Annotated in this window: 11 protein-coding genes; 8 read left to right on the top strand and 3 right to left on the bottom strand. The window is 45.9% G+C overall.

What is annotated here, in order from left to right; translation table 11 throughout:
- Positions 1-105: 105 nt before the first annotated feature.
- From C1N53_RS21845 to C1N53_RS21835, 3 genes are all read right to left on the bottom strand, one after another.
- Complete coding sequence (locus C1N53_RS21845) at positions 106-1041, bottom strand: bifunctional UDP-sugar hydrolase/5'-nucleotidase (RefSeq protein WP_137761318.1); 936 nt, start codon at positions 1039-1041, stop codon at positions 106-108.
- Positions 1042-1052: 11 nt separating this feature from the next.
- On the bottom strand, positions 1053-1805 hold the full coding sequence (locus C1N53_RS21840; RefSeq protein ID WP_137761317.1) for a 5'-nucleotidase C-terminal domain-containing protein: 753 nt from the start codon (positions 1803-1805) through the stop codon (positions 1053-1055).
- 308 nt (positions 1806-2113) lie between these two features.
- Positions 2114-3448 carry an amidohydrolase gene (locus C1N53_RS21835; RefSeq protein ID WP_137761316.1) on the bottom strand — a complete coding sequence of 445 codons (1335 nt, stop codon included), beginning with the start codon at positions 3446-3448 and terminating at the stop codon, positions 2114-2116.
- Between the two features lie 195 nt (positions 3449-3643).
- Here C1N53_RS21835 and C1N53_RS21830 point away from each other — a divergent pair, with 195 nt between their 5' ends.
- The 8 genes from C1N53_RS21830 (at position 3644) to C1N53_RS21795 (ending at position 13089) form a co-directional block, all read left to right on the top strand.
- The gene (locus C1N53_RS21830; protein WP_137761315.1) at positions 3644-5479 is read left to right on the top strand and encodes a methylmalonyl-CoA mutase family protein; all 1836 of its coding nucleotides are present in this window, start codon (positions 3644-3646) and stop codon (positions 5477-5479) included.
- Positions 5480-5584: 105 nt separating this feature from the next.
- Positions 5585-7723, top strand: a complete 2139-nt coding sequence (gene scpA, locus C1N53_RS21825) for a methylmalonyl-CoA mutase (protein ID WP_137761314.1) — start codon at positions 5585-5587, stop codon at positions 7721-7723.
- Positions 7724-7727: 4 nt separating this feature from the next.
- A complete protein-coding gene (locus C1N53_RS21820; RefSeq protein ID WP_137761313.1) occupies positions 7728-8129 on the top strand; it encodes a hypothetical protein in 402 nt (133 codons plus the stop codon).
- 256 nt (positions 8130-8385) lie between these two features.
- Positions 8386-8622 carry a hypothetical protein gene (locus C1N53_RS21815; RefSeq protein WP_137761312.1) on the top strand — a complete coding sequence of 79 codons (237 nt, stop codon included), beginning with the start codon at positions 8386-8388 and terminating at the stop codon, positions 8620-8622.
- Between the two features lie 105 nt (positions 8623-8727).
- A complete protein-coding gene (locus tag C1N53_RS21810; protein WP_137761311.1) occupies positions 8728-8982 on the top strand; it encodes a hypothetical protein in 255 nt (84 codons plus the stop codon).
- Positions 8983-9307: 325 nt separating this feature from the next.
- Positions 9308-10939: an alpha,alpha-trehalase TreF gene (treF, locus tag C1N53_RS21805; RefSeq protein WP_137761310.1), complete on the top strand. Its 1632-nt coding sequence runs from the start codon at positions 9308-9310 to the stop codon at positions 10937-10939.
- A 40-nt stretch (positions 10940-10979) separates the two neighbouring features.
- Positions 10980-11717, top strand: a complete 738-nt coding sequence (locus C1N53_RS21800) for a hypothetical protein (RefSeq protein ID WP_137761309.1) — start codon at positions 10980-10982, stop codon at positions 11715-11717.
- A 220-nt stretch (positions 11718-11937) separates the two neighbouring features.
- Positions 11938-13089, top strand: a complete 1152-nt coding sequence (locus tag C1N53_RS21795; protein ID WP_137761308.1) for a PD40 domain-containing protein — start codon at positions 11938-11940, stop codon at positions 13087-13089.
- Positions 13090-13165: the final 76 nt, after the last annotated feature.

Raw genomic sequence — 13165 nt, 5'->3', positions numbered from 1 at the left:
CCAATTTTCCAAAACACACAAGATTCGTTTTGTGTAACAAACCTCTCCTTTAGCAGCAGGGGGTTACAAATTTGCTTAAATATTTTTAAACAAAAAATTATTTATTCACGAAGTTAATACAGGGTTATCCACAGGCAAAACTGCTGTACGCACAGTGCCTTTTTTCTTCGTTTTTTTATTGAAACTAAAGTCGATACGACCTAAAAATATACCTGACCAGCCTACCTGGTTTATCATGGTATCGTGGCCGCTGGCATGGCGGATCACCTCAGGTTCTTCCATAAAAGTATGGGTATGCCCGCCAAGTATAAGGTCGATGCCACTTACCTGCTGCGCCAGCTTTCTGTCATCAATTTTATCGTCGTCGTAACTATAGCCCAGGTGCGATAAACAGATTACGAAATGGCATTTTTCATCCTGCCGCAGCACCGCTACCATCTCCTCTGCCTTCTGCACCGGGTTCAGGTACTCCGTATTGCCGTAGTTGTTTTTAGCCACCAGTCCTGCTAATTCTATTCCCAAACCGAAAACGCCGATGCGTAACCCTTGTTTTTCAAATACCTGGTAAGGCTTAAACCGATCTTTCAGAATGGTGTTCCCGAAATCATAGTTTGCGATCAGAAACGGGAACCCGGCCAATGGCAGCTGCTTATGCAGGCCCTCCAGCCCGTTATCGAAATCGTGGTTACCGATCGTAGCTGCATCATACTTCATCTGGCTCATGAGCTTATACTCCAGCTCACCGTTAAAAAAATTGAAGTACGGTGTGCCCTGCCAGATATCGCCCGAATCGAGCAACAGCACATTTTGTTCTTCCTGCCGGATTTTATCAATCAGAGTAGCTCTGCGTGCCATCCCTCCCATACCTCCATACTTGCGGCCATCGTCCGGGAAAGGATCGATGCGGGAATGCTGATCATTGGTATGTAAGATAGTTAATTTTACAGTGTTTGCCGCAGCATCGGCAGAAAAAGGCAAAGCCAGTACGCTCAGGCCTGCCGCACCAGCTGCCGTGGTTTTTAGAAACTCTCTTCTTTTCATACAGGCTGGTTTTAAGGAATTACGGTTACACGTGTGGTTGTATCGGCAGTAATGAGCTTACCTTGCGCTGTAAGCTGCCGGATGTGCTGCAGTATCGCATCGCGCATCATCAATCCTACCTTCTCTGTTTTTAACGCTTTCTTCAGAAGAGACATATTGTCGCCGCCACCGGCCAGGTAATCAGAAGTAACAAGGGTATAGTTCCTCTGAAGATTCAGCGGCTGCCCGCCGATCAGGATGTCTGTTGCTTTGCCATTTTTTACCGTATAGGTAGCATTTGCGATAGGCGCAATTTTAGTGCTTGCTGCAAAATCAAATAGTTCCTTTACCATATTACCGTCCAGCGTGAGCACCACCAATTCATTCTCGAAAGGCATCAGCTCAAAAATAGTCCCCACATTTACCTTTCCCTGTGGAACCGGTACCCGTAAACCTCCATTGGTAGTCAGCGACAGGTCGATGGGTGCGCCATACAATGGCTGGCTTTGCTCCCGCTGCAGGTCTACTACAAAATTTCCTAACGGCGACTGGTAATCATCTTTCTGAAGTTCTGCAGGAGCAGTTCCAATTACTTCCGACATCTTGGCTGTAACCTGCTCCCGATAGGGAGCAATGGTTGTCTCTGCTACTGCATTTACAGTAATAGTTTTATTTACAGGCAGATCAGACTCGGAAAGCTGTACTTCAGGTTGCCATACGCGCTGCTGACACGCACTTAACCAAAGTACAGACAGCAATACACCTATGTTCAGGTATTTTCTCATGGAGTTGGGTGCAGATAATATTTATCCGCAAAAGTAAAGAGATAGCAGACGCAGCACAAATAGAGATTCTGCTATAGTTGCTAATAAAAAACTACTGCAACGCTCATTCAATATAATTAATCTTATAATGAATGGAAACTCTCCTGCTCCTATGGAAAAGCTTATCCTATTCCGCCTTTTTATAGTATTCTGCTGCAAAAGCTTACCGTAGAAGCACCTGATGGCACTATACAACTTAAACTTTTACGAATGCTACAGATAGCCGCTTTATACACAGCATTAGCTTAAAGCAAGAAAACTGCTAAATCTTACTTCCTCTTTTTTCCTTCCATGTAATTTATTGTCAGGCTGGTAAGGGTTTTTACGCCAAGCTTCAGTCCTCTTTCATCTATATAAAAGTCAGGCGTATGATGAGGTGCTACTTCATCTGGCTTTTTACCTTTCTGCATGCCACCAACAAACACGAACAAGCCCGGAATCTTTTCCTGGTAATAAGAAAAGTCTTCTGCTCCGGTTACGGCCTTTACCAGCTTTACATTATCTGGTCCGGCAACAGCTTGCAGCGTAGGCAGCATTTTATCTGTTAGGGCAGGATCGTTGTAGGTAACAGGCGTTTGTGGTATGATGGTTACTTCGGCAACGGCACCTGCGCTTTCGGCTATCTTGGTAGCCGTAAGCTTTATCTTTTCGTGCACCAGCTTTTGCATTTCCGTATTTAGCGCCCGAATGGTGCCTTCCATCAGTACCTCTTCCGGAATAATATTATTGCGCACACCCCCATGAATGCTGCCCACTGTAATAACAGCAGCATCTTCTGTCAGTTCTGTTTGCCGGCTTATAATAGTTTGAAGTCCTCCGATGATCTGGGAAGACACGACGATAGGATCTATACCATTCCAGGGGTAGGCACCGTGCACCTGTTTCCCTTTCACTTTTATCCTGAAAATATCGGCACTGGCCATAGTACCGCCAGGACGGTATTTCAGCGTGCCTACTTCTGTCTGCGAATTAATGTGCAACCCGAAGATCACTTCCGGTTGAGGCCCTTTTTCCAGTACCCCCTCCTTCACCATCAGGAAAGCGCCGCCTTCTTCGCCTTGAGGAGCACCTTCTTCAGCCGGCTGAAAAAGAAACTTTACTGTGCCCGGCAGTTCGCTTCTCATACCTGTCAGAATTTCTGCTGCGCCTAACAGCATAGCTATATGCGTATCGTGGCCACAGGCATGCATTACGCCCACTTCCTGGCCGTTATAGGTGGTACGCTCTTTCGAAGCGAATGGCAGATCAACCCTTTCCGCAACCGGTAAGCCATCAATATCAGCACGAAGGGCGACCACAGGTCCCGGCTTTCCTCCCTTAAGCACACCCACTACACCTGTATGAGCCACTCCGGTTTCTACTTCAATTCCAAGCTTCTTAAGGTGCGCAGCAATTTTCTCGGCTGTTTTAACTTCCCGGTTACCTAATTCAGGATATTGGTGAAAGTCGCGTCGCCATTCAATTACTTTCTTTTCCAGCTGGTCGGCCTGTGCATTGGCCCTGGCCACCAACTTGCTGTTTTGAGAAAAAGCTGGTCCTGCCCATATACCGAGGCCAAGGCAAAGCGGCAGCGTTCGTTTAAGTATAGTAGCGTTAAACTTCATATTTGTTAGATTAAGTTAGATTAGCAAACTATAAAGCTAACCAATTTCAGGTAAGAAAGCAGTTTGAGACATGCCAATTTTACAATTACAGGCTGCAGCCATACGATTACTATACCACAAACAAGCTGCTTCCCGTACAGGTAAATTTGTAAAGCATAAAATCCTATCTTTACAGCAAAATCAGAACAAAGCATAATGACCCACGAGCAGAAGCTATTCACTGAATTTACCCCTGCCACCGCAGCAGATTGGGAAGAGAGAGCGCGAAAAGATTTACGTGATACAGCACTTGAAAGCCTCTTTTTGCGCACTTATGATGGCATTACAATAAAACCTTTCTTCACCCAGGAAGATGTACAGCAACTTCCGCTCATGCAGCAGCAGCCAGGGCAGTTTCCGTTTATGCGCGGCACCAGGTCTGGCCAGAATAACTGGTTAAATATTCAACAGATAAAGGTAGAGGGTAATGGCAAACCGGCTATAGACAAGGCTGCCGATGCGCTGCAAAGAGGCGCAGACGGTATATGCTTTGTATTGGGCAATGATACGCTTTTTGATATAGCTTACCTGGCAGATACTCTTGATCTGAGTAAGCACGTGGTGCACTTCAGGCTGAAAGACACACCTGCCCCCTTTATCAAACGCCTGTATGCGCAACTGGAGCAGAAACATATAACTCCGGATACAGTAAGAGGAGGGGTTTACTACGACCCGTTAACCTCAAAGGGTTGTTTATCAGAAGAAGAAAAAGAAACAGCCGTGAGCATGGTGCAGCAAACACAGGATAGCCGAGATTTTTACAGCCTTGCCGTCTATGGCAGCAACTTCAGCAGTATAGGTGCTTCCTTTACACAGGAAATAGCCTTTACGCTAAATGCCGCTGTTACCTACATAGATAAATTAACAGAGGCTGGAGTTCCCTTAGAAGCAACCTTCCGGAACATGCAGTTTTATATGGCCTCCGGCACAAATTATTTCTTTGAAATTGTAAAGTTACGGGTGCTTCGACTACTATGGGCGGCTGTAGCAGAAGCTTACGGAGTAGAGAAAGCGTTAGCCGGAGCTATACGTATTCACAGCACAACTTCCTCCTGGTTCGAAACCACCCTCGATCCTTATGTAAATATGCTGCGCGTAACAACCGAAGCAATGGCTGCCATACTGGCAGGCTGCGATTCTCTTTCGGTTACTCCCTTCGACAACACCTTTCGTAGGTCAGATGAGTTTTCAGAACGCATCGCCCGAAACGTGTCTACTATTTTAAAAGAAGAAGCTTACCTGGATAAAGCCATCGACCCTGCCGCCGGTTCATACTACCTCGAGTCACTCACAAACCAACTGGCTGTTCATTCCTGGGATTTATTTAAAGAGGTGGAAGCGCAGGGTGGTTTCGAAGCTGCTTATCAGAATGGCTTTATACTTGGCGCTATCACAAATGTTAGTCGTAAAAAGTTTGCAAACATTGCCACAGGGCGAGAAATTCTGGTAGGAACCAATAAATACCCTAATCCAAAGGAGAAGGTGGATTTTGATCCGGAAGAACTGATCCAGCGGGCCGATTTTGATACCACACGGGCTGCTTACCCAACAGAGGTAATGCGGATGGCCACTGAACTGCATCTCCGCAAACGTAAGCGCAGACCAAGAGCAGTGGTAGCCATAATCGGGCACGCGGAAAAGAGGCAGCTAAACGCCACATTTGCAGAAGAGTTTTTCAGTTGTGCCGGCTTTGAAACAGAGTTACAACAGTATAACGCAGTAGCAGAAGCCTCTGACAGCTTAATACATGCAGCTGCAGAAGTGGTGGTTATATCAGCTTCAGAAACAACGTATACACACGAGCTTGCACCTAGATTAAAGCAACATCATGTAAAACCGATTATTATACTGGCTGCTGACCCGCAGCACATGAAAGCAGAAATGATGCAGCAGGGCTACGATGAATTTATATTTGAAGACTGCGATACAACCACGCTTTTAGAGCTGGTGCAAAAGCGACTGGCCCAGAATGAGCAGGACCAGCAGGAATAATATGGAGATGTGCGGATGTGAAGCTGTGGGGATCTGGAGATGTATTCATCTGCTCAGGTATTTTCCATTCATAATTTCTAATTCATAATTCATAATTGAAAAGAAGTGAAGCCGGATTTTTCTAAAATAGATATAAACACATTAGGTACAGCAGGAGCGGCTGCATTACCGGAAGCAGGTAGCTGGAAAACACCTGAGCAGATCGAGGTAAAAAGCTACTATACACCGGAAGACGTGCAGTCTTTCGAGCACCTTAAATTTGCTGCTGGTTTACCGCCCTATCTGCGCGGGCCTTACAGCACCATGTATGTGCAAAAGCCCTGGACGATCAGGCAGTACGCTGGTTTTTCTACGGCAGAGGAATCGAATGCTTTTTACCGCCGCAATCTGGCCGGTGGCCAGAAAGGCCTTTCTGTTGCCTTCGACTTAGCCACTCACCGTGGCTACGATTCAGACCATCCGCGTGTGGTAGGCGACGTAGGCAAAGCAGGCGTAGCGATAGACTCGGTGGAAGACATGAAGATACTCTTCCACCAGATTCCACTGGACCAGATGTCGGTTTCTATGACTATGAACGGAGCCGTATTGCCTGTGCTGGCTTTTTACATTGTAGCTGCCGAAGAACAGGGCGTAAAACCGGAGCAGTTGAGCGGCACGATTCAGAATGATATTCTGAAGGAGTTCATGGTACGGAATACCTATATCTACCCGCCGGAGCCCAGTATGAAGATAATAGCCGACATTTTTGCCTATACTTCGCAGCATATGCCGCGCTTTAACTCTATTTCTATCTCTGGCTACCATATGCAAGAGGCTGGTGCCACCGCTGATATAGAGTTGGCTTATACACTGGCAGACGGATTGGAATATGTGCGCACAGGCCTTAAAGCAGGTATGGATATAGATGATTTCGCGCCAAGGCTTTCCTTCTTCTGGGCCATTGGCATGAACCATTTTATGGAGATAGCCAAAATGCGGGCTGCCCGTATGCTGTGGGCAAAGCTGATCAAACAGTTCAACCCCAAAAACCCGAAGTCGCTGGCGCTGCGCACCCACTGCCAGACCTCGGGCTGGAGCTTAACCGAACAGGACCCGTTCAATAATGTAACGCGTACCTGTGTTGAGGCTTTGGCTGCTGCACTTGGCGGTACGCAAAGCCTGCATACCAATGCCTTAGACGAGGCCATTGCATTACCAACCGATTTCTCGGCACGTATTGCGCGTAATACACAACTATACCTGCAGCAGGAAACCTGCATTACCAAAGTGGTCGATCCGTGGGGAGGCTCTTATTATGTAGAAACGCTTACCCATGAGCTGGCGCACAAAGCCTGGGCACTGATACAGGAAGTGGAAGAGCTGGGCGGCATGGCTAAAGCTATTGAGACTGGTCTGCCTAAAATGCGTATAGAAGAAGCCGCAGCACGTAAACAAGCCCGTATAGATTCTGGAAAGGATATAATAGTTGGCGTAAATAAGTACAGGCCCGAACAGGCAGACGAACTGGAGATTTTAGATATCGATAATACAGCCGTGCGGGAGTCGCAGCTTAAAAGGCTGGCGCAGGTAAAAGATAACCGAAACGCAGCGGCTGTACAGCAGGCACTAGAGGCCTTAACTACTGCAGCAGCCTCTGGCGATGGTAATTTGTTGGCTCTGGCTGTAGAGGCAGCCCGCCATCGTGCTACTTTAGGCGAAATTTCCGATGCGTTAGAAAAAGTTTATGGAAGACATAAAGCCGTGATCAGATCTATTTCAGGCATATACTCAGCAGAGCTATCAGACGATGAAAACTTTGAGCGTGCCAAAGCACTGGCCGATCAGTTCGAAGAACTGGAAGGTCGCCGCCCAAGGATTATGGTTGCCAAAATGGGCCAGGATGGTCATGATCGTGGCTCCAAAGTAATTGCCACCTCCTTTGCCGACCTTGGCTTTGATGTAGACATTGGCCCCTTGTTCCAGACACCGGCCGAAGTAGCCATGCAGGCAGCCGAAAACGATGTGCATGTGGTAGGTGTGTCTTCGCTGGCAGCTGGCCATAAAACGCTGGTGCCGCAGCTGATAGAGGAGCTTCGTAAATTAGATCGGGGAGACATTATGGTAATAGTAGGCGGTGTTATTCCGGCACAGGATTATGATTTCCTGTTTAAAGCAGGAGCTGAAGGCGTTTTCGGGCCAGGTACAATCATCTCAGTAGCAGCACAGAACATCCTGGAGAAACTTATAAAGCGGTTGGAGGAATAGGCCTATGTCTGGGAAAAAACTAAAATCAGTACTCACAGTCATTGCTCTTATTTTCATTGCATGGTTTGTTTACGATAGCTTCTCTCAGCCTGGTCCGCAGGATCTGAAAGGAGAGTTTAAAGAGGAGGCCTTCTACCGAAATGAGAACAATACGGGCCCGATTGTGCGGGTATATGCTGTTAGCGTTGCCGACACACTTTGGGCTGAAATGCAGCAGTATGGGGAATATATGCCGCATACCAAATACGGAAACACGAAGGTATACTTCTTTTTGAAAGGCTCTCCGGTACCGAAGGAATTAATTCCAGGGCAGGAAAGCTTTGAAGCTACATATAAGCCTTATTGCGTAGCGCTGTATGAAAAGAATGCCATGAGCCAGGTAAACTTTACCAAGCGACCCTTTTAATCATCTGCAGTCTCCACGGCTTTCTTAACATGTTACAGAAGCTGCGGAGACTGCACTTTTAATTCCCCCCTTTTTGTACTGGGCCAACCTGTTAAGCTCCATTCGAAACTGCCTTCTCAAGGGCTTGCTCCGCTTGTTAGCACTTAGTTAAACAAAACCTATCTTCCCACGTTCTAAGCTGATAGGGCAATGAAGTATAGTTGCCTGTTTATTTTATAAATGCGACTTAGATAAGGTTTACCTAAACAATAAGGTTATGAAAAAAGGAAGATATGCTGCCACCTTAACAGTATTATTTACAGGCACCTGCCTTTTCTTTGCTTCATGCGGAGGAACTGGCGACGGCGATGCCACCAGTGAGCATGCACAGCCGGAAGCAACGCATGGCGATAATATTAACCTGGAGCCAACCCTGGATTCAACTGCTACGACAACAGACCCTGATAGTGCAGGCACAACCACCGGATCAACGTCTGGCGGAACAACAAATTAATACAGCTATCTGCTATTGCCTAAGCCTATTATTCAACCACTACAAGTATGCATTTTGTGGCAGAAGTGCACAAAAGCGGCAAATCTTAATTTTAAAAATAGAACAATGAAAAAAACACAAAATACGATCATAGCAACAACCTTCATGAGCCTATGCTTATTATTCGCCTCATCGTGCGATAGTAACCCTAATAATGCTGGCAACACAACAGGTGTTGCCCCCGAAGAAACCAGAAGAACAGGTGTTGATGGAAGCGGCGATTTACCAGGCACAGGCAGAGAAGACACCGCAGGCATCATTCAAACAGAAGCCGATACTGTCACAAAAGGCCATACGACCGGAAATCCAACAGGCAATTAAATTGCTCCCGTATGGTGTAATCCAATATATTAGTGGCTTACACCATGCGTAGTTGCTGCTGAAAAGCTGAATTTTTTACTGAGCAAATCTACAGGCACTACCGCCCCGCCGCCTGTTATAGCGCAACACTATCCGCACATCGTATTCTTTATAAGTTCCGGGTTATACGATGCGCTTAAGCTATACGTGCTTTTACGGTTCCGCTTGCCATTGTACTATAAATATCCGCAGAAGGCTTAACTAACACTTCTGAATCGCGTATCAAAAGCAAAACATGCGCAAAGAACTATATAATAAGCATCATACAAAGTAACTCACCCAGGACATGAAGAACATTCAGTCTATTGTTCCCTCCCGTATCAACAAAGGGATACTGCTACTTCTACGCTTCTGCCTGCTCTGGGTAATTAATCCTGTGGCAGCTCAGTTTAAGCCGGAAGAGCAGCTGGGTGAACTGTTTAAGCAAGTACAGCTAAAAGAAGTCTTTTCAGATTCAAAAACCTTTGTTGATTGTATACCTAAATCTTCGCCTGAAGCCATTCTGAGTTCTTACCAGGAACAAAAAGATAATGCCAGTTTCAATTTAAGAGATTTTGTTCTGCAACACTTTGAACTGCCACCAGAGCCTGCCACAAATTTTAAATCAGATACATCTTTAACTGTTTCTGAACATATCCGCCAGCTCTGGCCGATCCTTACCCGCGAACCCGGCACAGACAATAGCTCTCTGTTGCCACTACCCTATCCTTACGTAGTACCCGGTGGTCGCTTCAGGGAAATTTACTACTGGGACAGCTATTTTACTATGCTGGGGCTTCAGGCAAGTGGAGAGACGGAGCTGATCCAGTACATGGTGGATAATTTTTCCCACCTGATTGAAACGGTCGGGCACATTCCGAACGGCAACCGAAGCTATTATACAAGTCGCTCACAGCCACCTTTCTATTCGCTCATGCTGAAAATTCTGGCTGAGGAAAAAGGGGAGCAGATACTCCTAACCTATGCGCCTTATCTACGCCAGGAGTATACCTTCTGGATGGAGGGTTCTAACACACTTACTTCCAAATCAACACAACATAGAAGAGTTGTAAAGCTACCTGATGGCAGTATTTTAAACAGGTACTGGGACGATAATCCAAGCCCCCGGCCAGAGTCGTACAGAGAAGATGTTCAGCTTGCAGCTGCATCGGGGAGAAACCATGAAGAAATTTACCGGAATATTAAGGCCGCCGCAGAGTCTGGCTGGGACTTCAGCAGCCGCTGGTTTACAGATGGCAAAACATTGGCAACAATTCACACCACCGACATTATTCCTGTAGACCTGAATGCACTGCTGTATCACCTCGAAAAAACGCTGGCTGAAGTAGCCAGCCTACAAGGCAATAAGGCAGAAGAACAGTTTTTCACCAAAAAGGCTAAAAGCCGGCAGAAGGCTCTGTTAAAATACTGCTGGAGCAAAGCAGATGGCTTCTTCTATGATTATGACTTTGTAAAAACTGCACATACTGCCCAGCCCACATTAGCAGGCGTTTTTCCGCTCTACTTCCGGATAGCCAAGCCCAAACAGGCGGCCAGAATAGCCAAGCGGATAGAAGCCGATTTTCTTAAGCCGGGAGGTTTGGTTACAAGTTTAAACAGAACCGGAGAACAGTGGGACAGCCCTAATGGCTGGGCACCCTTACAGTGGATCAGCTATAAAGGCTTGACAAATTATGGCTATAACTCTCTGGCAGATACAATTGCCGCAAACTGGATACGTTTAAATAAGGTAGTTTATCACCATACCGGAAAAATGGTGGAAAAATATAATGTAGAGGATCTGACATTAGAAGCGGGCGGAGGAGAATACCCCAACCAGGACGGTTTTGGCTGGACAAATGGCGTTCTTCTAAAACTTCTCTTTTTAGAGGCTGAGGCTTCAGCCCCTGCAACTGAAAAAATACTTCATAAGCAGTAAGATCTACTGTTATGGGTACTGTTAATTTTTTGAGATAACTATGAACTACTATAAACCCTTCTTGCCTATTCTGACACTGGCAGCACTGCTGGTGCTTGGTGTAGCACTACCTGGCACTGCACAAAATAAAATGCAACGCAACAATATCGAAATATTCGGAAGTGGCTACCAATATTCAGGCGATATTTCTTCCCAATACTGGTCTACCAACATGACCTTCGGCGGCGGTGTAGCTTATAACAGGTATCTCAGCCGCATTTTTGACGGGAGCATTCATCTTGGCTATGGCAAAATTGACAGCCACATCCGTGGCTCAAATCCTTATGAATCGAATGAGTCCAAAATCAGAGCTGGCGGATATTATGAAGGTAGCATGGGGACAGCTCTTATAGGAGCAAAACTAAAGTTGCATGGCCTTAAAATGCTCATTCATGGTGGTGAGAAAGATAAGAATGGGCTTATCATGAAAAACGAAGAGCCCAAATTAGGTCCTTATATTCTCACTTCATTCGGGGCAAATTTCGTGAGAACTGAAGGAGAAACAAGGCTGCGGGAGCCTACCAGCACCAGAATGACCACACCCGTTCTTCTTGTTGCGCTTGGTTTTAAATACAATATAAATGAGAAATTAGGCGTTTTTTATCAGTTCGGGCAACATTATACGTTCTCAGACGCATACGATGGTATTGCAGGTGGAACAAAAAATGACACCTATTTTCATCATATGCTAGGTCTCAGCCTTAATCTGGGTAAAAAAGATGAACTCCCTTGCCCATAATAGATCTTAGGTAACTTACGTTTGGTATAGCAAGAGCCTCTAAAGCAGAATTCTGCTTTAGAGGCTCTTGCTATGCTATAATAAAGCAGCTAATAATAATCAGTATTTTTTATTTACCTGTTCACCCTTAACACAACAGCTTTTGCCTGCATCCGGAAGCGGCATTTTGTAACCTGGCACTCTGTTTGTAATCAGTCATGCAACGTAAAGGCTATTTCATATGATAAATTTAAAACACATCATAGTCGCTCTTTCATTGAGTTTATCCGGCTTTTCGGCGGCTGCCCAGGGAGAAACCACTAACTGGTATTTTGGAAAAAATGCTGGTATAGCTTTTAAACCCGATACAGCTATTGTTCAGACGAATGGGAGACTAATAACTGAGGAAGGCAGCGCCAGTATATCTGATAAAGATGGCAACCTCTTGTTTTATACAAACGGCATTACCGTCTGGAACCGGAACCACCGTGTAATGCCAAACGGGAATGGCCTGATGGGCATGAAATCGTCTACACAGTCGGCTCTGATCCTTCCAAAGCCCGGCAACGACAGCATCTATTATATTTTCACTACTGATATACAAGCACAGTCGAATGGCATGCGCTACAGTATTATTAATATGAAAAAAGATGGCGGAAACGGCGACCTGGTTTATAAAAACTCATTTATGATCGCTCCTGCTACTGAAAAACTAACTGCCGTAAAGCACAGCAATAACCGCGACTGGTGGGTAATCGGGCACAGGTGGAATAGCAACGCCTATATGGCTTACCTTGTTTCTGCTGAAGGTGTAAGCGTACAGCCTGTCGTGAGTAATGTAGGAACCGTACACGGCGGTAATAACCGCAAAGCTATCGGGTATTTAACGCCTTCTCCGGATGGCACCCGTTTAGCATCCGCACTCTGGGATGATGAAAGTAATTTTGAAGTGCTGAGCTTTAACAAAAGCACAGGCGTAATTTCTGGCCCTATTCTTTTAAAGGGATTTGAAGAAGCGTACGGTGTTGTTTTCTCGCCTGATGGTACTAAACTGTATGGCACAGCTAATGGCATTGGAGGGGGCAAGGCACAGGTAATTCAGTTTGACCTGAAAGCAGGTTCAGCCGCAGCTATTTCGAAATCGGCGGTTGTAGTTGGTACATCTGCAAGCCCCCGTATTGGAGCCATACAACTTGCTCCCGATGGTAAAATTTATATTGCCCGTAAAGACAGCAATTACTTAGGCGTCATCAGCAAACCTAATGCAGCAGGTACGGCCTGTACTTATACCGATAACGGGTTTCATTTGGCAGGTAAAAAAAGTGATATGGGCTTACCTAACTTTCCACAGGGGATAACCAAAACCAAGCAATCCGGACAAGCCTCTAAATAATCTGAATTAACTATAACGCTAGAGCCACATAACCGGCCTTACGAAATGTCGGTTATGTGGCTCTAGAACCTTAATC

Source organism: Pontibacter sp. SGAir0037 (genome assembly GCF_005491705.1).
GTDB lineage: Bacteria > Bacteroidota > Bacteroidia > Cytophagales > Hymenobacteraceae > Pontibacter.
Note: the sequence above shows the minus strand (reverse complement) of the source record. Positions and strands in the feature narration are given on the sequence as shown.

What these genes read in the sequence shown, in the direction of transcription:
- C1N53_RS21830 (WP_137761315.1), top strand. Translation starts at nt 3,644, where the DNA reads ATGACCCACGAGCAGAAGCTATTCACTGAATTTACCCCTGCCACCGCA.
- C1N53_RS21800 (WP_137761309.1), top strand. Translation starts at nt 10,980, where the DNA reads ATGAACTACTATAAACCCTTCTTGCCTATTCTGACACTGGCAGCACTG.
- treF (WP_137761310.1), top strand. Translation starts at nt 9,308, where the DNA reads ATGAAGAACATTCAGTCTATTGTTCCCTCCCGTATCAACAAAGGGATA.
- C1N53_RS21840 (WP_137761317.1), bottom strand. Translation starts at nt 1,805, where the DNA reads ATGAGAAAATACCTGAACATAGGTGTATTGCTGTCTGTACTTTGGTTA.
- C1N53_RS21845 (WP_137761318.1), bottom strand. Translation starts at nt 1,041, where the DNA reads ATGAAAAGAAGAGAGTTTCTAAAAACCACGGCAGCTGGTGCGGCAGGC.
- C1N53_RS21815 (WP_137761312.1), top strand. Translation starts at nt 8,386, where the DNA reads ATGAAAAAAGGAAGATATGCTGCCACCTTAACAGTATTATTTACAGGC.
- C1N53_RS21820 (WP_137761313.1), top strand. Translation starts at nt 7,728, where the DNA reads ATGTCTGGGAAAAAACTAAAATCAGTACTCACAGTCATTGCTCTTATT.
- C1N53_RS21795 (WP_137761308.1), top strand. Translation starts at nt 11,938, where the DNA reads ATGATAAATTTAAAACACATCATAGTCGCTCTTTCATTGAGTTTATCC.
- C1N53_RS21835 (WP_137761316.1), bottom strand. Translation starts at nt 3,448, where the DNA reads ATGAAGTTTAACGCTACTATACTTAAACGAACGCTGCCGCTTTGCCTT.
- C1N53_RS21810 (WP_137761311.1), top strand. Translation starts at nt 8,728, where the DNA reads ATGAAAAAAACACAAAATACGATCATAGCAACAACCTTCATGAGCCTA.